The following is a 23216-nucleotide window of genomic DNA, read 5'->3' as shown; positions in this document are numbered from 1 at the left end:
AGGGGAAATGCAAAAATGAATTTATATTATTTAGGTCCAAGGGGTACATTTTCATATCTTGCTTCTAAAAAGTATTTAACAGAAACAGAAGCTGACTATCATCCAAAATCCAACTTATATGAAGTCGTTCAAGCGGTTCAAAATGACTCAGATAGCATTGGTATCGTACCGATTGAGAATTCAATTGAAGGCACAATCAACATCATCGCAGATGGCTTAGCACATCAAAATATATACGCTATTGGTGAAATCCATTTAAATATCCAATTCGGATTATATGCTTTAGCTGGTACACCAATTGAAGCGATTGATACAGTGTATTCTATCGCACCTGCAATCAGTCAAACTAACCAATTTATCCAGCGTCATCAATTTCAAATCGGCTATTCAGAAAGTACCGTTCAAAGTTTAGATTTTATTGATGAACATACGGGCGCGATTGCACCGCTAGGTATCAATGAAGATCATCGTCTAGAAGCAATTGAACAAAATATTGAAGATTTTCCACATAATGTGACCCGCTTCTTAATCATAGGTAATCACTTAACTATCGCTGAAGATGCGACAGACACTGTATTAATGATTACACCAGAACAAGATAGAGCCGGGTTGCTTGCGAATATTTTAAATACATTCGCAATTTTCAATATCAACTTATCTTGGATTGAATCACGTCCGCTTAAAACACAATTAGGCAGATATCGCTTCTTTGTCCAAGCCGATGCTACGCTTAATTCTGAATTAGACAAAGTGATTAAAATACTTGAAACCTTAGATTATCAAGTGAAAATCATCGGTTCTTTCAAGAAACAAACTAAATAAGATATATTCTAAATAAACTGGGTCGAACCTTGCTTTCAAAGTTCGACCCAGTTTTATTATTGTTATTCTACTTCAATCAGATAGTTCATTTTACTATTTGAATAAGTTTTTAATATAAGAGAATTTCCCTTTGTAAGGCGGGAATATTATTCCAGATTCTAAGCGTGTAGTTTTATAAATATATGATTTCTCGTGTGTGAATGTATAGAACGAATACTTACCATGATACTTACCGAAACCAGAAGCGCCTACACCGCCGAATGGCAGATTTGGATTCGCTAACTGCATTAACGTATCATTGATAGCACCGCCGCCAAAGGATAGTTCATTTAAGACACGATCCGTATTATTTTCATCTTCACTGAACAAATAGAGTGATAACGGACGTGTTCGTGCTTGAATAAATTCGACCGCTTCATCAAATGTTTGATACGTCAACAACGGTAAAATCGGTCCAAAGATTTCTTCTTCCATCACTGAATCTTGTGGAGTCACGTTATCTAATACCGTTGGCGCAATATAACGTGAAGGTTCATGTGTTTCACCGCCGATAGCCACTTTATCTTGATTGTCCTGAATCAACGCTTGTAAACGCTCAAAATGCTTATCATTCACAATGCGTCCGAAATCTTCACTTTTATCCGGTTCTTTGCCATAGAACTCTTTAATAGTACCTTGCAAGGCTTTGATCAAGTCTGCTTTGACCGACTCATGGACCAAGATATAGTCAGGAGCTACACATGTTTGACCCGCATTGATAAATTTTCCAAACGCAATACGTTCACTTGCGACTTTCAAATTTGCTGTCTCATCTACAATAACCGGTGACTTGCCGCCAAGTTCTAACGTCACAGGTGTCAAATGACGACTTGCTGCTTCATATACAATACGTCCGACACGTTCACTGCCTGTAAAGAAAATATAATCAAATGGTTGTTCTAACAAGACTTGTGTCTCTTCAACACCGCCTTCAACTGAAGTAATATAAGCTGATTCAAATGCTTCTTCAACGACTTTTGTAATCACAGAAGCTACATTCGGTGTCAGCTCTGAAGGTTTGATAATTGCTGTATTACCAGCTGCGATCGCACCAATTAAAGGTTCAAATACAAGTTGAACTGGATAGTTGAAAGGTCCGATAATCAAAACTGTGCCTAATGGTTCTTTTTTAATATAACTTTTACTCGGGAACAAATAGAGCGGCGTGTTCACTTGTTTCGTTTTCGCCCATTTATGTATATCTTTACGAGCGGCACTGATACTTTTTAATACGACACCGATTTCGGTCGCATACGCTTCTACTTTATTTTTTCCTAAGTCTAAATGCAATGCGGCTAAAAGTTGATTTTCATATTTATTAATCGCATGTTTCAATGCTTTAAGTTGTTTTCTACGGTATTTAATATCTTTAGTAATATGCGTTTTAAAATACCCTTGGCAGTCTTTAAATTTTTCCTCGATTGATTTCAAAGGTTCTCTAACTCCTTTCGTACAATTATCCTTGTTACTCAATTTTACCCTAATTTTAATCTTTTATAATGATTTTATTACTTTTACCAACACTTCAATTACCAAAATTTATAATAAAAAACTGGAAAAAGCAAGATGACACAATGAATGCTTGTTTGTTTATCATCTTAGCCCATTCCAGTTTAATCTATATTCATGCATAAACAGCGTCTAACTGCTTATGATAATGTTTCAGTGATTGGCGGTACGATTTGTTTCTTACGAGATACTACACCTGGTAAGAATGCTGTGTTGTTATCTAACTCAACACCAAATGCTTGCGCAATTTTATCTTTGTCTTCACCTAATACTAAGATAGCTGAATCACTATTTAAAATATCTGTCGCAACTAATACGAAGATATCATATTCAGCATTATTTAATGTTTCAGTGATAGCTTGTTCTAACTCAGCTTGACGGCCTAAAATTTCATTTAAGTCTACTGTGTTAACTTGGCCGATACGTACTGTGTAATCACCCATGTTGAATGATTTTGCATCTGCATTGATTAATTCAACTGCTGTTTTATTCAATGTAGAAGCACCTGCTTTTAACATTTCTAAACCGTATTCTTGTGCATCTACACCAGCAATTTTTTCTAATGCTTTTGCTGCGTCTTTATCTTGCTCAGTGCAAGTTGGTGATTTGAATAATAAGCTGTCTGAAATGATGGCAGATAACATTAAACCAGCGATTTCCGGTTTGATATCAAAGCCTTTTTCATTGAACATTTTGTATAAAATTGTTGCTGTGCAACCTAGTGGTTCTGCACGGTAGCATAACGGACCAGCTGTGTGGAAGTTAGCGATTCTGTGGTGATCCACAACGTGGCGGATATTGGCACCTTCAATTGAATCTGCACTTTGTTGGAATTCGTTATGGTCTACTAAAATAACGTCTTTACCTGTTAAATCATCTGATAATAATTCTGGTGCTTCTACTTTAAAGTAATCTAAAGCATATTGCGTTTCAGGGCCCACTTCACCTAAGCGATATGCTTTCGCAGAAGTATTGCCGTTTAATTGTTCAAATTCAGCCATAATGATGGCAGAGTTAATTGCGTCTGTATCTGGACTTTTATGCCCGAAAATATAAGTACTTTCCATGTCCTGAGACACTCCTTGTCATTAATTATTGTAATTCATACCTATTTAATCCTATTTTATCACGAGTCTATTCTGTTATTCTACCTTCGCACCTAAGACATTTTTAAAATGTTCTAAGGCAAAGTTATGACCTTCTGGATTAAACGATGCAACACCTTTTGTCGGTATAGTGATTACATACCCTTTATTATAACCGGAAATAGCTGTATGCAGTACACAAATATCTGTACATACACCAACAATTTCGATTTCAGTAATACCGCGTTCACGTAATAAACTATCTAAAGGTGTACCAAAGAAAGAATCGTAGCGGCGTTTATCTAAATAATGCACATGTTCATGTGATTCAATTTTTTCATAAACATCTTTAACTTTACCGTATAAATCTCTTCCTGAAGTGCCTTCGATATTATGCGGCGGGAATAATTTACTTTCTGGATGATACGGATCGTTTTCATAATGCAGATCCATCATGACAAAGATTGCTTCCCCTTCTTTATCATACGCTTCCATACGTTCTGCGATAAAATTGTCTAGCGCCTGACCAGGTTCTCCACAAGTCAACTTGCCGTCCGGTGCGACAAAATCATATGAATAATCTACAACAATTAAAGCTTTTTTTGCCATAATGCGTTACCCCCAATTTTGTGATATCTTGTTAATTAATAGGATAACCTAAATTTGACAAATTATCGAGTTTACCCCGTTTTATACAAACAATGAAATAAAGAAAGCAGGTCAAAACCATGTTGATATACCCAACTGAATTCGGATTAACAGGTCAAAATAAACATAAGGATACAAAAGCATTACAGCATGCATTAAATCTCGCAAAACAACATCCAGGCAGTATGATTTTTGTGCCGAAAGGAGAATTTCATGTCAAACGTGCCTTAACGATTTATGAAGGCACGACATTATTCTTACATGAAGAAGCAATTATTAAGCGTCAAGGCAAAGATGCATTACTTAAAAATGGGATGCGAAATGGACTTTATCATGGTTATACCGGCAATAGCCATATCACAATTATCGGCGGTACATTCGATATGAACGGCAGTCGTTTTCCAGACAACAACACTGCGATGTGCTTAGGTCACGCGCAAAGTATTGTATTATATAATATCCGCTTCAAAGACATCGTCGGCGGTCACGCAATTGATGCATGCGGTGTTGAAGATACGCTGATCACACGCTGCAGTTTCGAAGGCTTTTTAGATATTGATGGTGATCGCAGCTTTTCTGAAGCAATACAACTTGATATTCAAGTACCAGGTGCTTTCCCTAAATTCGGAACGCGAGATGGTACAATTACAAGAAACACTATGGTTTCTGAATGCTATTTCGGTCCTTCAGAAACACCAGGCTTCAAGAGTTGGAATCGCGCAATCGGTTCACATGCAACACGTCACAATCAGTTTTATCACGATATTTTTATCTATCGCAACACATTCCATCAGACACAAGATTTTGCGTTGACACCTTTTAAAGCACACAGCTTATATATCATGGACAATCATTTCTTAAATTGTGCTGGCGGCGTGCGTTTTTTAGGCACGAAAGATGATAAAAACACTGCAGATGTACTGACTGGACAACGTATGGGAGCTCAAGGCGGTCGTGAACTTTATATTATTAATAACCAGTTTGAAGGGCCTATGACCAAAGACGCGATTCATATTCGCGGTTACTATAATACGCAGCACAAAGATGTATTAATTGCTGAGAATCAGTTTGATACATCACAAACTTTAACATTGCATGATATTGATGGTCTGTATTTAGATCAACCAGAACTAAAACCTGCACAAATCAAACGTCGCAACCTTTCACACATCTATCAATCACCAACACTTAAATCATAATTAAAATTAACATAAAAGAAGGAGATAGGTTTAAAGTACAATACTTTAGCCTATCTCCTTTATTATTATTTAAGTGGTTTTAATGGTTCGCTAATATCTATACCTAATGCATATGGCATTAAGAAATAAACTACTAATATAATGAGAACTGCACTGATTAAGTTGACCCAGAAGCCGACACTTGCCATTTTCTTAATAGAAATCAAACCTGTCCCGAAGACAATGGCGTTCGGTGGTGTACCGACTGGCATCATGTAAGCACAGTTTGAAGCCATTGCGGCTGGCACCATTAATAATAATGGGTGCACGCCGATTGCGACAGATAGTGTTGCTAAAATTGGTAAAATCATAGTCGCAGTCGCTGTATTGGATGTAACTTCTGTTAAGAATAACACAAACATAGTGATTACAATCACGATGAGTAAAGGACTGACACCATTTAATGCTGTCAATTGTGCACCTAACCATTTCGCTAAGCCGCTCTCTGAAATACCTTTTGCTAGAGCTAAACCGCCTCCGAATAAGATCAGTACGCCCCATGGCAATTCTTTCGCAACTTCCCAGTCAATAATGCGTTTGTATTTTTTATTATTTTTAGCTGGAATAATGAATAATAAAATTGATACGAACATCGCAATCGTACCATCTTGAACAAGTGAGGTCGGTCCCCATTGTTTGAGTAAAAACTCTCTGATAATCCATAAAATACTTGCTATGGTAAAGACAGTGAAAACAACTTTCTCTTCAAATGTGACTTTGCCTAATTCTTTCAACTTGGTTTTGATTAAATCATCACCGCCAGGCAAATGTTTCAATTCTTGTTTAAAGGCAACAAAACGTAAGTAAACCCAAGCCAAGAATAATAAGATAATAACTGTCGGAATACCAATCAACATCCATTTCGCAAAGCTGATTTCTTCACCGAATGCTGTATGGTATTGCCCTTTCAAAATAATTAAAGGCGGTGTTCCAATCAATGTTCCCATACCGCCAATCGTTCCTGCATAACCGATCGCAAGGACTAATGACTTTTCAAATTTAGATAAATTGTGTTTATGATGTTCTTTATCGTTCAAAGCTTTCGCTTCTGCGATAATCGCTAAGCCGATTGGAATCATAATCATTACTGCTGCTGTATTAGATACAAACATTGATAAGCCGCCAGTTGCTAACATAAAGCCTAATAAAATTTTCCCAGTACTTGTTCCGATACTATTGATAATAATTAAAGCTACGCGTGTATGTAAGTTCCATCTTTCCATCGCAATCGCAAGCACGAAGCCGCCTAAGAATAAGAAAATAATATCATTACCATATTCAGAAGTAACTTGTGCAGGATCCATGACATGACCTATCGGCATCAGCACTAATGGCATTAAGCTGGTTGCCGGAATAGGAATCGCTTCTGTAATCCACCACACCGCAATCCATGCAGTACTTGCTAAAACGAAAACCCCTTGATGTGATAAACCTTCAGGATGTACAAACATTAAAATCAACGCAAAGAGTACAGGTCCTAAAATCAAACCTATTAATTGGCCTAAGTTATAAGATTTTTGTTTCTTTGGTTGAGAAAAGAATGTCAGACGTCCCGGTATGCGAAAAGTTGTTTGATGTGAATGACGCATAACCAATCCCCCCTTGAATTCAACATGTTTTACTTTAAATCAATCGAAAATTAAATCTGATACTGATTTAAAGCACCCCTGTACATGTTGTTTTTTTAATTTTATCACAAAAATCCGTATATTTAACCAAAATCATGCAAACGGTTACATAACCTTTTATAATTCATATGATAAATAATTCTTATAACATTTCCATAAAAAAACCAGCACCTATCAAAAGACGCTGGTTACTCTATAGCATTTACAACTGTTTTACTTTAATCAAAAATGACACAGACACCTTGTGCAGCATGTTGTTTGTCATCTGTTAATGTCAGTTGACCTGTTTCTTTATTACGTTTTAAAACAGTCACTGGAGAATCCCCTTCTTGATGTGCACATACAATATATTGATCATCATCTGAAATATTGAAGTCACGTGGGAATTCACCGCCAGTTTTCACGATTTCAACTAATTTTAATGCGTCACCTTTGTCGCTGACTTCGAATACTGCAATACTGTCGTGACCACGGTTGCTGACATATAAGAAACGTTGGTCATGAGATAAATGTACTGCAGCCAGTTTCGTTGCTTCTCTGAAGTCATCTGGAATCGTTACATAAACGCCTACTTCTTCAAAATGGCCGTCATCATATTTGGTAACACTCACTTTATTTGAAAGTTCATGTACAACATATGCATAAGGTTGATTTTCATGGAATGCGATATGGCGTGGGCCATAACCTGCAGTAAATTCAGATACCGCTGCTTCATGATAGCCTTCTTCATCATATGTGTAGCTGACTACTCTGTCTGTACCTAAATCGCATGCAGCAACATATTTTTTATCTGGAGTTTGTTGCACATAATGGACATGTGCATGTTCTTGACGTTCATGCGGGCCTGTCGGATATTTATGTTCCAACTCTTCAATTAAACGTACAACTTCACCTGTTGCTGCATCTAATTCGTATAAACGTAAAAGTCCTGCACTATAGACCGCTTCAAATAAATAATTGCCATCTTCTGATACAGAAATATAACATCCTGTGCCTTCGACAGAGTCTAAGCATTTATTAAGTAAAGTCAATGTGCCGTCATTTTCAACTCTGAAACTTGCGACACCGCAGCGTTCGCCTTCTTTCGTAATCGCATATAAAAATTGATTGTGGCGTGCAATAAAAGTAGAAGCCTCAATTTCATAGGCAGTCGCAACTTCAGTGACTGCTGCTTTGTCTTCGTCTAGTACGAAGCGGTAAATCCCTTTACCCTCTTTCTTTGTGTAAGATCCAATATAACCTGATTTCGTCATATTATTACCTCCTCATCTTACCTCCTATTGTACGGGATTATTCTGAAAAATGATAATAGTTCAATTCTGAAACGGTTTTCTTCTGCTAAACTATTAATTACAGTTGAAAATACGAACAAGTGTTCGTATAATGAAATTATCAACTCTTACTCAAGCAGGTGATAGTGATGGAAACGTCTAAAGAAGAAACAGACTATCGAAAAATTCCACGGGAGGAACTCGATGCGAATATCCCGATGGGCAGAGGCATGGTGAAATGGGCACCTTTTGCGACATTGCCCGAACAGTTTGAACGTCTGCATCAATATGCGGTGGATCAAACTAAGATAGAACGCCCTATTTTATCTGAAGATCAAATTCATGAATTGAACCAACAGATTCATATCGCATTTCAAGAACAATGTCCCATTCGTGTGCGCTACTTTAAAGGAGGTTGGATACAGACTATCAAAATGATGCCAGACAAAATCAATTACTTAGATCAAGTATTAATCGGTATCAATTTGAAACAACAGCAGCAAATTAAACTTTCTTTGCTTGATATTGTCCAAATCACATTATGTCGTAACGCTTCTTAGCCTTTTAGGCTCATGAAAAAAGCACTTGCTGAATTCAACTCAGCAAGTGCTTTTACATTAATTCTATTACAATTAATTACTGTTGCCTGATTCAATATCAGCAACGATTTCTTTTGTTCTTCTTTCGATATCTTCAAAGTCTTTCTTGAAGATGAAAGCAAATACAGCCACACCTACGCCAACTACAACTGACACGATAAGTGCTAAACTGAAGAAGAATTTAAAAAAGCCTTTAATAAAGTCTAACATTTTGATTTCACCTCTATAAAAATAATCGCCTGCATGCTCTAATAATAGCATACTTAAATTGGTCATTAAAACATATACCCTATATTAAAAAAGCTAAAGCATGTCTAAAGCCATTATACTAAAAAGAGGCTAACCGAAAAAGGTTAACCTCTTAAAATCACAAGAATTACGTATTACGCGCCTCTCCACCATCTGTAAACAGCGGCATATGCTTTATTATAATAATCTTGTACCATATGAATCACCTCTAAACGTAATCTATCTTCGTTTCAAGTGACATTTACAAACCGTATTTACAGTTTTTTCTCTACATATATATTATAATATGGTTTGATTTCCCAAGTCTATTAATAAATAATTACATTCTTGTAACATTATCAAGAGAAACATTAAGGGGTTATTTTGAATGCAAAAAGTACACTCAGATATTATGACATTTCGAGGATCACATTATGATTTAGGTGTTGAAACAGGCAAGTGGATGAAAACAACTAAACTCATGCAAAATAGAGAAAAAGAATGGAAGAAACGCTTACCACGCTTTGATATCGATGTTAATGAAACACATGCAATTTTCCAACAATATGCACCGCAAATTTGGGAAGAATTAATGGGTATGCGTGAAGTGCTTGAATTACCGATTAGACAAATTGTTTTTAATTTTGCACACTATCGCTTTACACCTATTAAGAAAGACAGTGGCTGTACAGTCTTTCTTGGCGACAATTATTTAGTGCGCAATTATGACTATCACCCTGCCACATATGATGGTCGCTATTTATTATATGAACCAAATGACGGTGGATTAGCCCAAATTGGTCCTACTTCTCGCGTCACAGGCAGAATGGATGGGCTTAATTCTGCGGGTCTCGCTATGGGCTATAATTTTATGCATCGTAAACATCCGCAAGACGGGTTTGTTTGTTATATGATTGGACGCTTAATTTTAGAACTTTGTCGTGATACAGATGAAGCCATTCGTTTATTAAAAGAAATTCCTCATCGTAGTTCATTCAGTTATATTATGATGGATAAACATAATCAACACGCGATTGTAGAAGTGACACCTAGAGGTCTAGATGTACGTTATGATCGTACGTGCACTAACCATTTCAAGTTGCTGACGCATGAAAATCGTAACTACACCAAAGAATCTAAAGCACGATTAGCTAAAACTTTAAAACAAACAGATATCCATATGGATAAAATGAAAGCTTTTGAAGTTTTTAATGATCCGCAATATGAAATTTACAGTAAGCTCTTCAGCAGCTGGTCTGGTACTATTCATACATCTATGTATCAACCAGAAACAATGAAAGCTTGGATCAGTTTAGGCGAAAATCAAACACCTGTATGCATTGATTTTAATCAATGGCTTAACCACAACGAACTAGATATTACCTCTCTTCATGGCGAAATTGATACAGACATTGCCTTCGCATCTGAATAATAGATTAAAAGCGGAAAGACACTGTGCTAAAGTCTTTTCGCTTTTATTTTTATCTGCTCTATTAGAAAAAGCAAGACTTTACTTGATTTAAGAATATCTTGAAATTCTTTATCCCAATCTAAATTAACTCCCAACCCACTTCTTTTATTAAAAGTATTCGCAAAAAAGTTTGATACATTTTGTTTTATTTTTCATATTTGAGTTATATAAGTTATAATTGATTAATTAAGTTGATAGTCTTCAATCATAATCAACATTCAAAATTAAATACTCGAGAGGAGTTCTCCTATGTTTTTAGCTTGGAACGAGATGAAACGAAATAAATTAAAATTCGGATTAATCATCGGTGTGCTGATTATGATCAGTTACCTGCTCTTTTTACTTTCAGGCCTTGCGAGCGGTTTAATTAATATGAACCGTGAAGGTATAGATAAATGGCATGCAGATGCGATTGTCTTAAATAAAGATGCGAATCAAACTGTCGCTCAATCTGTCTTCGATACAAAAAAAACAAAAAATACATTTAAAGAATCCGCATTACTCAAACAATCTGCCGTTATTGTTTCTAATGGTCAAAAAGAAGAAAATGCCCTCTTATTCGGCGTATCCAAACAATCATTCTTAATTCCTAAATTACTAGAAGGACATAAATTTAATAAAGATAATGAGGTCATCGCAGATGAAACTTTAAAAGATAAAGGCTTTAAAATCGGCGATAAATTATCTTTATCCCAATCAGATGAAAAGCTGAAAATTGTTGGATTTACGGAAAGCGCAAAATATAACGCATCACCTGTATTATTCGGTAATTATAATACAATTCAAAGTATCAACCCGAAATTAACCAAAGATAAAACGAATGCTGTGGTGGTTCGTGACAAAGATTGGAAAGATAAATCACTCAATTCTGATTTAGAAGCAGTCAGCATTGAAAACTTCGTTGAAAATTTACCTGGTTACACTGCACAAAATCTGACACTTAACTTTATGATTACTTTCTTATTTATTATTTCAGCAACAGTCATCGGTATTTTCTTATATGTCATTACACTTCAAAAAACAAACTTATTCGGTGTATTGAAAGCACAAGGTTTCACAAATGGTTACTTAGCTAAAGTCGTTTTAGCACAAACCTTTATGATTTCTTTAATCGGTACATTAATCGGGTTAGCACTGACACTAATCACAGGTGCCTTTTTACCGAATGCTGTGCCTGTCGCATTTAATCCTGTGACATTAATCATCTATGGACTTGTCTTGATTGTCGTATCACTCATTGGAAGTCTGTTCTCTATTTTAACGATCCGTAAAGTAGACCCATTAAAAGCCATTGGATAAAAAGGAGTGAAAATACTAATGTTAGAGTTTAAAGACGTCACGAAGCGTTTTAAAGATGGTAATAAAATTATCGAAGCTGTTAAACCAACGACAGTACAATTTAATAAGACCGAACTCGTCGGCATCATCGGCCCCTCTGGATCAGGAAAAAGTACGTTCTTGACGATGGCCGGAGCATTACAAACACCGACTGAAGGTGAAATTTATGTGAATGGCCAAGCCATTACACATCTTTCTCAAAAGCAATTAGCACATACGCGTATGAACGAAATCGGCTTTATCTTGCAAGCCACAAACTTGGTTCCTTTCTTAACAGTCAAACAGCAATTTACCTTGTTGAAAAAACAAAAGAAAGATGTGCTAAGTGATGAAGCACTGACTAACTTATTAGAACGATTAGGTTTAAGTGAAGTTCAAAATAAGCTGCCAAGCGAAATTTCTGGCGGCCAGAAACAACGTGTTGCGATTGTTAAAGCATTATATACGAATCCATCTATTATCTTAGCCGATGAACCTACCGCTTCACTAGATACTGAAAATGCGATGGAAGTCATGAACATCTTAAAGAAAGAAACCAAGGAATTAAATAAAACCTGTCTTGTCGTAACACACGATGAACGTTTAATGAAATTCTGCGATAAAGTATACCAAATGGAAGACGGCATTTTAGCACAACAACAAACAGAATCCAGCACATTATAATTGAATAGAAATATAGACAAAGAAAAACGATTTTCATCTAACATTTGATGAAAATCGTTTTTTTGTTGAAACGTTCATTATTCGATTGTGATATTACCTTTATTCGTATAGAATTCTAAAACATTTTCACCCTTACCGACTTTATCATTTTTAAAGTGAGGATTTTTTACCAACTTCTTACCTTCAGCAGGATTTAATCTTAACAGTGTATCTTTCGGCGGGTGTAAATAGCTTAACGTAATATTGCCACTTTTCGTTGAGGCTTTAATATCACAAGAATTCGCCATCTTTGAGAAATTGATATGACCCGTACCTAATATAAAAATACTTTCTTTTACTAATGAATGATCTCCACTGATACCGCCAGAATGAATTTTGAAATTGCCGTTTTTTAACGTACTATTTTCAAATGCCAACTTACTGCTCTCTGATTTCATATCTACACTTTCCAACTTGGAATCTTTAATATGTACATCTGAAATGTTATTCCAAATTGTGGTTGTCGCAGCTTGTACACCATCCAATTTAATTGCGCCGATATCTGTTGAAATATTAATATCATTTAATTGTTTCTTTGGTACCTCGACAATCATTTCTTGTTTCGTTCTTTTGTATGGATTAATATTAGGCGCTATTTCATCCTTTTTATCTTCAGAAATTTTAAGGATATGATTATGTTCTGAGAAATTAATAGGACGTTGTCCTTTATATTTAAGCTTCAATTCCTTACCTTGTACAATTTTGATGTCTGCACGATTGCCGCTGATTGAAATATCTTGAATGTCTTTATTATGAAATGTCTTTTCAACACGCTCCTCTGGCAAATTACTTTGATCATGAACAAACCAGACTAAAGTGCCGAGTGAGAAGAAAGCAACAAACGTGATCATGCCGATTAATAAAAGTTTTCTCATGCGCTTATGCTCCCTCTAATCAATTTCAAATTCCAACGTAAATACTTCAGAATTAATTTATAAATCACTTCAACCAATTTGAAGATAAAGACAATAAAGATAATTCCAAGACCTGTGTAACTAAAGGCAAATAAGAAATCGCTGAAAACAAATTGTGAAAATCCGCTCATCACATTCGCTACAAATAAGATGATTGGAGATAATAAAAGTACGAGCGAAGCAAGCAATAATATAATCATAAATATAACCACAAAGAATAATGGAATCAATATGATAATTAAAGATAAAATGCCTAGACCTAACGTAGCGAGAACAGCTTTGGTGACATTTTGTGCGTTCGGCGCATATTCAGCATTCTTGATAGCTTTTTGCGCATAAATTTCTTTCGCTATTTTTTTCGGGCTTTCCATTTCATTTAGAATATCGTGTTCTGAGCGCCCTTCTCTTTCACCTTCGTAGAACACATCTTCGTATTCATACATAATTTTATCTTTTTCGTCTCTAGGCAACCATCTTAATTCACTTTCTAAATCATTTAAAAATGTAATTTTATTCACAATGGCCACCTCCAAAATCTACTTGAATTATACTTTAACTTGCAAAGCTTTTAAAATGTTTCCCCTTTGGCCTAAAGAAAATATTATCTTATGTAAAAAGATGGCCGCTTAAATTGCCTTTCAAGTACGCCATCTTTAATTAGAATTCTCATTTGAAATATTCAATTCGTTTAATTTCATCATCTTGATATAAGACTTTAAGTTTTAAATGATTTTCTTTATCAACGTAATTCAACGTTTTATAACCATTCTTACCTTCTGTTAATTGGTAACTGCTGCCTAGTGCTTGAATGACATCGCTGATATCATCCCCTACTTTAAAGCCCATGTTCGTTTCAATTTGTTTATCCTTAATAACAACCATTCCATTAATTTTATGATGTGCCTTATCAACTTTCACCACAAAATTAGGATGCTTATCATTGTAATAAAACGCAAAGCGGTCGACTTGAATATTATGATTTTCATTAAAACCCTTTGGATTAAATGATTGATTCATCTTCATGTTGTTAATTGTCATTTCTGATAAATCAACTGATTTTGTACTACTCATATACCCTGAAATCAATAAAGTTATTACACTTATCGTTGAAAACATAAGTACTGCGACTAATTTATACTTCAAAAGAATCACTCCTTTTTACTGCTCTTTCGTATGTATTTTTCGCACATATTTATCATACTACTATTTTTAGAAATTGCACGGTGCTATTTCACTTATATATTACTTTTTCTTCAAAATATATTAACTACATTTGCAACACTATATAATCTTTAGAATTTTCACAACCTTTCCTTTTAATTCTGAATCATTTGTTGATATAATATTATCAATTAACAAAGGGGGTTTTATCGATGACAAAACTAGAAACATATTTTCAAAATGCTCAAGATTTAGATACGTATATCTCTGAGATGAAAGAAAATCAAGAAGGTCTACTTAAGATTTATGAAAGTTTTACAGTACCTGAAGATGATTCACGTATCGAACAAGTCAAGCAAAAGTCATATCGTAAAGTACTCGCAATTTCTGAAGATTGGTGCGGGGATGCCATGATGAATATTGCGATCTTAAAACATATCAGCGAATTGTTAGACCTCGAAGTACGCGTCTTTCATAGAGACCAAGACACAGACTTGATTGATCAATATTTAACGAATGGTAAAGCACGTGCGATTCCAATTTTCGTATTCTTAAATGATCAATACGAACAAGAAAATGTATGGGGCCCACGCGCAAAAGCTGCACAAGTCTTCGTTGAAGAAACTAGAAAAAAATTACTTCCAGATAAAGATGATGAAAATTATGATGAAGCCGTACAACAAGCTCATGTTGTCATCAGCAACCGCTTCAAAACAGATTCAAATCTTTGGAAAGAAGTTTACAACTCTATCATGAACAAATTACTGAACCCATAATAAAACTGCCGGAAGCTAGAGTACATGAACTAGCATTCCGGCTTTTTTGATTAAATATCTTTTTTTGTAATGTATAGCGTATTAGCAACAAATAAGACAACAATCGAAGCCGTTGAAATAAACCATTGCCAATTACTGAATTTAAAGTGCCCTGTCGTTGTTTTGTTCGTTAAATAACTGAACGGAATATATTTCAATGCTTTTTGGATATCATCTCCAATTTTCGGAATCATAGGTAGAAATGGTTCCGCAAATGGCACAATCAAGACTAAGAATATACCTAACGCATAAATCAATGCTGGTTTTGGTACGATTAACGCTACCAAGAATAACAACAGACCAAAGAATAATAAGAAAATAAAGTAGAACCATAAAATCTGCAACATCTTCTCATCTTTCACATCAGGTCCTTTTGTAACGGCTTGAATAATTAAAACAAGCACATCTAAAAGCACTGTGATTAATATCGCGATAAATGCGATAGATAAGACTTTCGCAATAAAATACTTTATACGATTGCTTGTTTTGTTTAAATATAATTGAATCGTACCTTGAGAGATATCTCTTGTGATTGTTTTAATCATAAACAGTAATCCAACTATAGAGAAGAACCAGCTGCCCATGGCCATAATAATATCTCCATCTACTTTATGCATTTGTTGATTAATCAATGCTGTCATCCCGATAATTGGAAGTAATGTTAAAATAAGTGCTAAATACGTTAATGGACTTCTTAAGATACTGATAATGTCATGTTTTACGAGTTGGAATAGATTCACTTTTTCTCACCTCTTTGATTAATATTGAAGTACGTATCACGTAATGATTGTTTACGTGTTTCAATGTATTCTGGGAAGACGTCTAATCCTGCAAGTCCTTTTAATAATTCTTTGTAATCTTTGATTGATTTTAATGAAATTTCACCAGAATCTTTATGACTTTGTAAGATACTGAAATGAATCGTCAAATAATCTAAAACCTCTTTAAATTTCTCATCTGATAAGTCTTTTCCTAATTCCAATACTGTCACATCTGTCGGTGTCCCTTTCGCCATATCCACATCTTGTACAAAATGGCCATCTCTTAAGAACACTGCACGGTCACAAATTAATTCAATGTCTTCTAATTTATGACTCGAAATCAAAATTTTCATATCTAACTCTTTAACTAATCGCTGAATGGTCTCAAGCACATCAATTGAACCATCTGGATCCATACCGTTTGTCGGTTCATCTAAAATTAAATATTTCGGTTTATTCATCAATGACACTGCAATCGCAAGTTTTTGTTTCATACCCATAGAGTATTTTTTGACTTTCTTTTTGATATAAGGCGCCATGCCGAATGCATCAATAATACTTTGTGCATAAGCTTTGTCGTAGCCTTTACCTAAGACTTGCGCAAAGATTTTCAAATTATATAAGCCTGATTTATTATCATAAAGTTTAGGGTGCTCAATTAAATAACCGACGCGTTCATCAGGACCTAAATTTACCTTTCCTGAGTAATTAATAATGTTGCCGTTCATGACTTTCATTAATGTCGTTTTACCTACACCGTTTTTCCCAATCAAACCGACAATGCGGCTTTGATCAAATTTAAAATCAATATTATCTAATACCTTGTTAGAACCGTATTGTTTTGTAATATGTTCAAGTTTCATCAAAAGACCTCCTTTTAAATAACTATTGATTTGAATTAATTTTTTTAAGCTGATAAAAATATGTTCCCACAAAAATTGCGATACATAATAAGCCAGACCAAAGCACAAACCTATTGATATAAACTTCCACCATTTTATCTGACATCATATCAAAACGTTCTGTCAAAACTGCGATCAACAAGAAACCAATTGCGATTAAAATCGGTACAACAATATTCGCAACAACGATATAGCCCCAATAAGGAATAAAATCCCTTCTGACTTCAGAACTTTTGGGGAAAGCGAGTGCGTGACCCAAAAGGTTAATTGCGATAAATGTCAAAGGCGTCATCAGTTCAATACTATTAATCTCTGCACCTTGCGGCACGTCATTATACACAATCAACACGATTGCACCTGCTAATGCTAACAATAGTGTTGTTAAATAATGTGTATTTAACTGCTGACGTGCTGAAAAAGGTAAGCTGTGATTGAAGTAATAAGCTTTATTACCGCCTAATTTAAATTGCAATCTGAAGACTTGTCCGCTATCAAAAATAATGATAAACATAACAAGCGCCGCAAAGATATTTTTAATAATAACACTCCATACCGAATCACCTTTAATCAATGGCAATACAACTGGCGCAAGTATAATCATCAATGCATAAACAATTAAAGTATATTTTTTTAATAGTAAGTTTCTTTTGAGCAATGTCTTCATAACACTTCACCAAGCTTTGCTTCATCTAAGCCACCCTTTTCTACATTAACCATCAATTCTTCAATGGTCGGTTTAGAAATTTCTACTCGGTCACCAAAGATTTCTTTGAAAGCATCCGCTTCTTTCGTTAATCCTACATAACCCGTTTGTTTAATTTTCAAATTGATAATGTAACTTTTTAATTCATCATCCAAGTCTTCAACACTACCACGTATTAATTGGTAATCATCCAACAATACATATTTCGGTTCATTGAAGATAATTTGCCCATCTTTAAGATAAACAAGATGATCTGCGATTTTCTCAATATCTGAAATTATATGTGTTGAAAAGAAAACTGAAACATCTTCATTAATGAGTTCTTCTTGGATGATTTCTAGTACTTCATTTCTTGCGATAGGGTCTAATCCTGCTGTCGGTTCATCTAAAATGAACAACTTCGCATGATGACTGAATGCAATCGCAAAGGAAAGTTTCATCTTCATTCCTGTTGAAAACGACTTAATCTTCTTCTTAAGCGGAAGTTTAAATCGTTCTATGTAGTGGTGAAAAATATCATGATTCCAATTGCGATACATCGGTCCAATACATCGCTCTACTTTTTCGATTGTCCATTTTTCATTCAAGTATAATTCCGAATAAATAAAACCGATTTGTTCTTTGATTTCTCTTTCTTGTTTCGGCATTTCATGTCCAAGCATTTCAATATATCCAGATTCTCGATGAATCAAGTTCATCAATAAACGAATAATGGTTGTTTTACCTGCACCATTAGCGCCAATGAAACCTGTCACATAACCTTTTGGAACATGAAATGAAATATCTTTAAGCTCGAAGTTTTTATGATGATACGAAAGTGACTGTACATCGATAGCTTTTTCTATCATTCATTTTCCTCCTCATAGATTAATGCTAAGATTTCATTCAACTCTTCAAGCGGCATACCGATTGTTTTTGCTTCTTTTACTAATGATTTCGTTAAATCTTCGATGACTATAAATTGCTTTTCTTTCAATATCGCATTGTCTTGCTCTTTAACGTAAGTACCCTTTCCCCTGATTGTGGTCACAAACCCATCTTTCTCCAAATCTTCATAAGCACGTTTGGTCGTAATTAAACTTACGCGTAAGTCTTTCGCAAGTTCTCTCATAGAGGGAAGATGATCACCGGGAGAAATATAACCTTTGAGTATATTTTCTTTAATCTGCTGCTTGATTTGTTCATATATCGGATATTCACTATTATTCATAAGCAGTATTTTCATCTAACTTCCTCCCTAACTGTATATACACAGTATACACATATATAACAGTTTTGTCTATGATTTTTACGTAATCTTTACATAATCACTCAAATATCAGTCTTTCCTGTATATATTGTATATACACAGAAGCAATAAAAAAGTAACTGCACAATGCACTTGTACAGTTACTTTTTACGTTTATACTGTTCTCTTTTCTTCCGATCATTATTACGACTGATAAAAGCACAAATCATGAACATGATGGCCGCTAAAAACATTTTAATACTTGCGCCTTCATCTTCAATAAATTGAAAATAAGCACCAGCTAAAAACGCTAGAATTGCGATAATCACAAAAATTTTAGTCAAATGTTTCAATATTTTCACCTCAAATATAATCAGTATATCAAATAATTATTGGGTATTCATGGTTAGTTTTTCTATTTTTAAGGATACATTTAGAATAATCGACCATATTTTCTGAAAATCGTCGTTCTCTACTTTCTATTTAAGCTCATTCAAGATAATATAGTAATGTATGAAGACTTTAAAAAGTGAGGCGGAATTATTATGAATCCATTAGCGCTTGATTTAAATGAGCAACTTACACAATCTAACCCTGTGATATTGGACATGCTGTCTGACTTAGGTAAACACATGTTTTATCCTAAAGGCATTTTATCTCAATCAGCAGAAGCTAAAGCAACAAAGTATAACGCAACAATTGGTATGGCGACAGATGATAATGGAAAATTATACTCTGATACAATCTACGGTTTATACCAACATCTAGATCCAGATGAAATTTTCCCTTATGCGCCACCGCAAGGATTAGAAACATTACGTGCGTTATGGGAAGAAAAAATTCTAAAAGAAAATCCTGATCTAGAACAAAAACAAATTTCTAGACCTATCGTGACAAACGCATTAACACATGGCTTATCTATTTTAGCTGACTTATTCGTTAATGCTGGTGATACGTTATTATTACCTGTACAAAACTGGGGCAACTATAAATTAATTTTTAATACGCGTCATGGTGCTGATATTCAAACATATTCTATCTTTGATGAACAAAATCGCTACACAACTGATGGTTTTGTTGAAGCTTTAGAAAATTATGATCAAGACAAAGTCATCTTATTGTTGAATTACCCAAATAACCCAACAGGCTATACACCAACTGCAAATCAAGTTGATGTTATCGCTAAAGCAATTAAAGACTTAGCTGATCGCGGTACTAAGGTGATTACAATTGTTGATGATGCGTATTATGGTCTATTCTATGAAGATGTTTATACGCAATCATTATTCTCAGCATTAACACAGCTTGAATCAGAAAATATCTTACCGGTGAGATTAGACGGCGCAACTAAAGAATTCTTTGCTTGGGGCTTACGTGTCGGCTTTATTACTTTCGGTATTAATGATGAAATTACTAAAGCTGTCTTAGAAGCTAAAGTTAAAGGTTTAATCCGTAGTAATATCTCAAGCGGTCCTATGCCTTCACAAAGTGCAGTTCAATATGTATTGCAACCTGAACATCGTGAAGCGTTTGAAGCGGATGTGCAATGTCACATCGATACTTTACGCGAACGTTATGAAGTCACAAAATCAGTGGTATATGATGAGCAATTCAAAGCTTACTGGACACCTTATGATTTCAACTCTGGTTATTTCATGGCAATTCAAGTTAAAGGTGTTGATGCGGAAACATTACGTAAACACTTAATCGAAGCATATTCTATCGGTACAATTGCTTTGAACAAAACTGATATCCGTGTTGCTTTCAGCTGTATCGAAAAAGACGATATCCCTCATGTGTTCGAATCTATCGCAAAAGGTATCGCTGACTTACAACAATAATAAATAATTAATTAAACTCTGATTGACTGCTTAGTCCATCAGAGTTTTTTTATGTATGATTACTTAAAAAAGCGTCTGTTTTACTGCCATAATATGAATTGTCAAAAAATCGCTATAATTTATATAACTCCCCTATTTTACAGTATTAACAGTCCCAAGCTTTGCAAGATTAAAATATAAAAGTATTATCTTGTAGTTGACACAATCAACTAACCGCATTATTATTAAAACATTCTCTAACTGTATAAGACTTTTGAAAAGATGTGATTTTGGTACATTAGTTCTTGAATTCTAAATAATGTTTTCAGAATATTGGTACTACTTATGCCTCTTTTGCTTTGCAGCTAGAATTGCATTATAAAAAATACTATGAATTGGAGGAAGGACCCATGATATCTTTTGAAAATGACTATCTAGAAGGTGCACATGAAAAAGTTTTAGAAAAATTAGTTCAAACTAATTACGTACAGGAGTCTGGATACGGCAATGATACATTTACTGCTGATGCAATCAGTAAAATCAGACAAGCTATCGATATGCCAGAAGCTGCTATTTATTTTCTAGTCGGTGGAACACAAACGAATCAAGTTGTAATTAACGCAATGCTAAACAAATACGAAGGTGTCATTGCCAGGGACACTGGTCACATCAGTGTACATGAATCCGGTGCGATTGAATTCAGTGGTCATAAAGTATTAACGGTACCTTCTGACAATGGTAAAATCACTGCTGATCAAGTAAAAAATTATATTGATGACTTCTATGAAGACTCAAACTATAAACATATGGTTTATCCAGGTATGGTTTATATTTCTTATCCTACTGAATACGGAACCTTATACACAAAATCAGAATTAGAAAGCATCTCAAACATGTGTAAAACATATGAGATCCCATTATACATTGATGGTGCGCGTTTAGGTTATGGTTTAGTCAGTGATGAAGCTGATTTAGATATTAAGGATATTGCCAAATATGCAGATGTCTTTTACATAGGTGGTACTAAAATCGGAGCTTTATGTGGTGAAGCTATTGTCTTCACAAGCAACAATGAGCCGAGACACTTTACATCTATTGTTAAACAACACGGTGCCTTACTTGCGAAAAGCCGCTTAATCGGTGTTCAGTTTGCTGAATTATTTACAAATAACTTATATTTAGATATCAGTCGACATGCAGTGGATATGGCAATGCAATTAAAACAAGCATTTGTTGAAAAAGGCTACCAACTCTATTTAGATTCACCAACCAATCAGCAATTCTTTATTATGAACAATGAAACAATTGAAAGATTGAGTGAATATATAAAATTCACTTGTTGGGAGAAGTATAACGAGACGCATAAAATCGTACGCTTTGCGACCAGCTGGGCAACACGTGAAGAACATATCGCCTACCTTAAAGCACATATTTAAGTAAAATTTATCAAAAAAGACGCTTCATTAGCTATACATACTAATGAAGCGCCTTTTTTATCGATAGCAGTTTATGAATTAAACTGCTTTATTTATGATATCTCTTACATCATGCCTGGCATACTTTACATATAAAATTGTGTAATAATACATAGATAAAACGCCGTTATATCAATATTCTAAAATGTTCCACACTCTGTTTTTAGTCGTTTTTGTATTCTGTTATGTCATAATTATGTCATTACATTTAGTTGTCATGCTACCAGTAGCTATGTTCTCATATTAATTTAAACCTGATCTATACAAAAAAGCCATCAAACAAAGTATGATGACTTCAAAGTGAATAAAATGTTATGTGAAAACAGTTAAACCTAAAATGTGTTACAACTGAAAACGCACAAAATAGGAGTATGTTTTAGTCACTAATGGATAGTGACATGTTTTGTATAATAGCATATATTTATATCAATGACTATAATAAATTTTATTTACTTTTCAATAGGCGTATTATTTGTTCGACCTATTAAGTTACCTTTCACTAAAACTGTTGATTTACCAGCAAAACCTCCTACTGATTAACTATAACAAGAACTTATCATTAAAAATAAGTATTTGTTATAATAAAGGTGTACCTCCAAATGGTACATTAAAACTTCTTTAAGTTGTGAATTTTCAACAGTTTGTTCTCTAAATTAATCCTTATATTGAAGTCACTGCACTTCGGTGTAGTGGCTTTTTTATGTACAACCTACTGCAAATATAAAACTCAATGCAACACAGGCTCTCTCTCAGCACCTATTTATATGCTTTAGCATAAGTAGTTAACATTCTACTTTTTAATACGCAACTTGATGTTATATGACTTCTTTTCAATATTTAATAATAAAAACCCCTTTGC

The 23216-nt window shown here is 34.6% G+C and carries 24 protein-coding genes; 9 read left to right on the top strand and 15 right to left on the bottom strand.

Annotation, left to right across the window (positions count from 1 at the left end; genetic code table 11):
* The first annotated feature begins 15 nt into the window (after window positions 1–15).
* Entirely contained in the window at window positions 16–822 is an 807-nt protein-coding gene (locus HMPREF2846_RS06475) for a prephenate dehydratase (RefSeq protein ID WP_002481691.1), read from the top strand.
* 93 nt (window positions 823–915) lie between these two features.
* Here the strand turns inward: HMPREF2846_RS06475 and HMPREF2846_RS06470 are convergent, their stop codons facing one another.
* The 3 genes from HMPREF2846_RS06470 to HMPREF2846_RS06460 all read right to left on the bottom strand — a co-directional run bounded on the left by HMPREF2846_RS06470 (window position 916) and on the right by HMPREF2846_RS06460 (window position 4064).
* Complete coding sequence (locus HMPREF2846_RS06470) at window positions 916–2292, bottom strand: aldehyde dehydrogenase (protein ID WP_070626219.1); 1377 nt, start codon at window positions 2290–2292, stop codon at window positions 916–918.
* A gap of 218 nt (window positions 2293–2510) precedes the next feature.
* Entirely contained in the window at window positions 2511–3437 is a 927-nt protein-coding gene (locus HMPREF2846_RS06465) for a manganese-dependent inorganic pyrophosphatase (RefSeq protein WP_002481693.1), read from the bottom strand.
* Window positions 3438–3512: 75 nt separating this feature from the next.
* The gene (locus tag HMPREF2846_RS06460) at window positions 3513–4064 is read right to left on the bottom strand and encodes a cysteine hydrolase family protein (protein ID WP_070626216.1); all 552 of its coding nucleotides are present in this window, start codon (window positions 4062–4064) and stop codon (window positions 3513–3515) included.
* A 119-nt stretch (window positions 4065–4183) separates the two neighbouring features.
* Here HMPREF2846_RS06460 and HMPREF2846_RS06455 point away from each other — a divergent pair, with 119 nt between their 5' ends.
* Complete coding sequence (locus HMPREF2846_RS06455; RefSeq protein WP_023015879.1) at window positions 4184–5302, top strand: glycosyl hydrolase family 28-related protein; 1119 nt, start codon at window positions 4184–4186, stop codon at window positions 5300–5302.
* Window positions 5303–5367: 65 nt separating this feature from the next.
* Here HMPREF2846_RS06455 and HMPREF2846_RS06450 read toward each other — a convergent pair whose 3' ends face one another.
* A complete protein-coding gene (locus tag HMPREF2846_RS06450) occupies window positions 5368–6930 on the bottom strand; it encodes an SLC13 family permease (RefSeq protein WP_070626214.1) in 1563 nt (520 codons plus the stop codon).
* A gap of 257 nt (window positions 6931–7187) precedes the next feature.
* Complete coding sequence (locus HMPREF2846_RS06445; RefSeq protein WP_070626212.1) at window positions 7188–8222, bottom strand: 6-phosphogluconolactonase; 1035 nt, start codon at window positions 8220–8222, stop codon at window positions 7188–7190.
* 167 nt (window positions 8223–8389) lie between these two features.
* Between HMPREF2846_RS06445 and HMPREF2846_RS06440 the strand changes: the two genes are divergently transcribed.
* On the top strand, window positions 8390–8800 hold the full coding sequence (locus HMPREF2846_RS06440; protein WP_023015882.1) for a YolD-like family protein: 411 nt from the start codon (window positions 8390–8392) through the stop codon (window positions 8798–8800).
* Between the two features lie 72 nt (window positions 8801–8872).
* Here HMPREF2846_RS06440 and HMPREF2846_RS06435 read toward each other — a convergent pair whose 3' ends face one another.
* Window positions 8873–9049, bottom strand: a complete 177-nt coding sequence (locus tag HMPREF2846_RS06435) for a hypothetical protein (protein ID WP_096754678.1) — start codon at window positions 9047–9049, stop codon at window positions 8873–8875.
* Window positions 9050–9455: 406 nt separating this feature from the next.
* Between HMPREF2846_RS06435 and HMPREF2846_RS06430 the strand changes: the two genes are divergently transcribed.
* The 3 genes from HMPREF2846_RS06430 to HMPREF2846_RS06420 all read left to right on the top strand — a co-directional run bounded on the left by HMPREF2846_RS06430 (window position 9456) and on the right by HMPREF2846_RS06420 (window position 12539).
* Window positions 9456–10499 carry a C45 family autoproteolytic acyltransferase/hydrolase gene (locus tag HMPREF2846_RS06430; RefSeq protein WP_002481700.1) on the top strand — a complete coding sequence of 348 codons (1044 nt, stop codon included), beginning with the start codon at window positions 9456–9458 and terminating at the stop codon, window positions 10497–10499.
* Window positions 10500–10787: 288 nt separating this feature from the next.
* Window positions 10788–11837, top strand: a complete 1050-nt coding sequence (locus HMPREF2846_RS06425) for an ABC transporter permease (RefSeq protein ID WP_070626210.1) — start codon at window positions 10788–10790, stop codon at window positions 11835–11837.
* A gap of 18 nt (window positions 11838–11855) precedes the next feature.
* The gene (locus tag HMPREF2846_RS06420; protein WP_070626208.1) at window positions 11856–12539 is read left to right on the top strand and encodes an ABC transporter ATP-binding protein; all 684 of its coding nucleotides are present in this window, start codon (window positions 11856–11858) and stop codon (window positions 12537–12539) included.
* 77 nt (window positions 12540–12616) lie between these two features.
* Here HMPREF2846_RS06420 and HMPREF2846_RS06415 read toward each other — a convergent pair whose 3' ends face one another.
* The 3 genes from HMPREF2846_RS06415 to HMPREF2846_RS06405 all read right to left on the bottom strand — a co-directional run bounded on the left by HMPREF2846_RS06415 (window position 12617) and on the right by HMPREF2846_RS06405 (window position 14644).
* Window positions 12617–13453, bottom strand: a complete 837-nt coding sequence (locus HMPREF2846_RS06415) for a DUF4097 family beta strand repeat-containing protein (protein WP_057510881.1) — start codon at window positions 13451–13453, stop codon at window positions 12617–12619.
* Window positions 13450–14010, bottom strand: coding sequence for an HAAS signaling domain-containing protein (locus HMPREF2846_RS06410; protein ID WP_002481704.1), 561 nt, complete (start codon window positions 14008–14010; stop codon window positions 13450–13452). The genes HMPREF2846_RS06415 and HMPREF2846_RS06410 overlap by 4 nt, the downstream gene beginning before the upstream one ends.
* Before the next feature lie 148 nt (window positions 14011–14158).
* Entirely contained in the window at window positions 14159–14644 is a 486-nt protein-coding gene (locus tag HMPREF2846_RS06405; protein WP_226956295.1) for a hypothetical protein, read from the bottom strand.
* Between the two features lie 221 nt (window positions 14645–14865).
* On the opposite strand from HMPREF2846_RS06405, the gene HMPREF2846_RS06400 reads away from it, so the two are divergent.
* Window positions 14866–15429: a thioredoxin family protein gene (locus HMPREF2846_RS06400; protein ID WP_023015887.1), complete on the top strand. Its 564-nt coding sequence runs from the start codon at window positions 14866–14868 to the stop codon at window positions 15427–15429.
* Between the two features lie 50 nt (window positions 15430–15479).
* Here HMPREF2846_RS06400 and HMPREF2846_RS06395 read toward each other — a convergent pair whose 3' ends face one another.
* The 6 genes from HMPREF2846_RS06395 to HMPREF2846_RS06370 form a co-directional block, all read right to left on the bottom strand.
* Window positions 15480–16208: a phenol-soluble modulin export ABC transporter permease subunit PmtD gene (locus tag HMPREF2846_RS06395; RefSeq protein WP_060803977.1), complete on the bottom strand. Its 729-nt coding sequence runs from the start codon at window positions 16206–16208 to the stop codon at window positions 15480–15482.
* A complete protein-coding gene (locus tag HMPREF2846_RS06390) occupies window positions 16205–17092 on the bottom strand; it encodes a phenol-soluble modulin export ABC transporter ATP-binding protein PmtC (RefSeq protein ID WP_002481708.1) in 888 nt (295 codons plus the stop codon). Before HMPREF2846_RS06390 ends, HMPREF2846_RS06395 begins: the two co-directional genes overlap by 4 nt.
* A 22-nt stretch (window positions 17093–17114) precedes the next feature.
* Complete coding sequence (locus HMPREF2846_RS06385; RefSeq protein ID WP_070626206.1) at window positions 17115–17795, bottom strand: phenol-soluble modulin export ABC transporter permease subunit PmtB; 681 nt, start codon at window positions 17793–17795, stop codon at window positions 17115–17117.
* Window positions 17792–18682, bottom strand: a complete 891-nt coding sequence (locus tag HMPREF2846_RS06380) for a phenol-soluble modulin export ABC transporter ATP-binding protein PmtA (RefSeq protein WP_070626204.1) — start codon at window positions 18680–18682, stop codon at window positions 17792–17794. The genes HMPREF2846_RS06385 and HMPREF2846_RS06380 overlap by 4 nt, the downstream gene beginning before the upstream one ends.
* Window positions 18679–19059, bottom strand: a complete 381-nt coding sequence (locus HMPREF2846_RS06375) for a PSM export ABC transporter transcriptional regulator PmtR (RefSeq protein ID WP_070626200.1) — start codon at window positions 19057–19059, stop codon at window positions 18679–18681. Before HMPREF2846_RS06375 ends, HMPREF2846_RS06380 begins: the two co-directional genes overlap by 4 nt.
* 164 nt (window positions 19060–19223) lie before the next feature.
* Window positions 19224–19415, bottom strand: a complete 192-nt coding sequence (locus HMPREF2846_RS06370; RefSeq protein WP_002481712.1) for an SE1626 family protein — start codon at window positions 19413–19415, stop codon at window positions 19224–19226.
* A gap of 192 nt (window positions 19416–19607) precedes the next feature.
* Between HMPREF2846_RS06370 and HMPREF2846_RS06365 the strand changes: the two genes are divergently transcribed.
* The gene (locus tag HMPREF2846_RS06365; RefSeq protein ID WP_070626199.1) at window positions 19608–20903 is read left to right on the top strand and encodes an aminotransferase class I/II-fold pyridoxal phosphate-dependent enzyme; all 1296 of its coding nucleotides are present in this window, start codon (window positions 19608–19610) and stop codon (window positions 20901–20903) included.
* A 389-nt stretch (window positions 20904–21292) separates the two neighbouring features.
* Window positions 21293–22318 carry a threonine aldolase family protein gene (locus HMPREF2846_RS06360; protein ID WP_070626197.1) on the top strand — a complete coding sequence of 342 codons (1026 nt, stop codon included), beginning with the start codon at window positions 21293–21295 and terminating at the stop codon, window positions 22316–22318.
* The last annotated feature ends 898 nt before the right edge of the window (window positions 22319–23216 follow it).

This window comes from Staphylococcus sp. HMSC056G08 (assembly GCF_001812305.1).
Taxonomy (GTDB): Bacteria; Bacillota; Bacilli; order Staphylococcales; family Staphylococcaceae; genus Staphylococcus; species Staphylococcus simulans.
The sequence above is the reverse complement of the archived record's forward strand: the minus strand, read 5'-3'. Positions and strand labels throughout refer to the sequence as shown.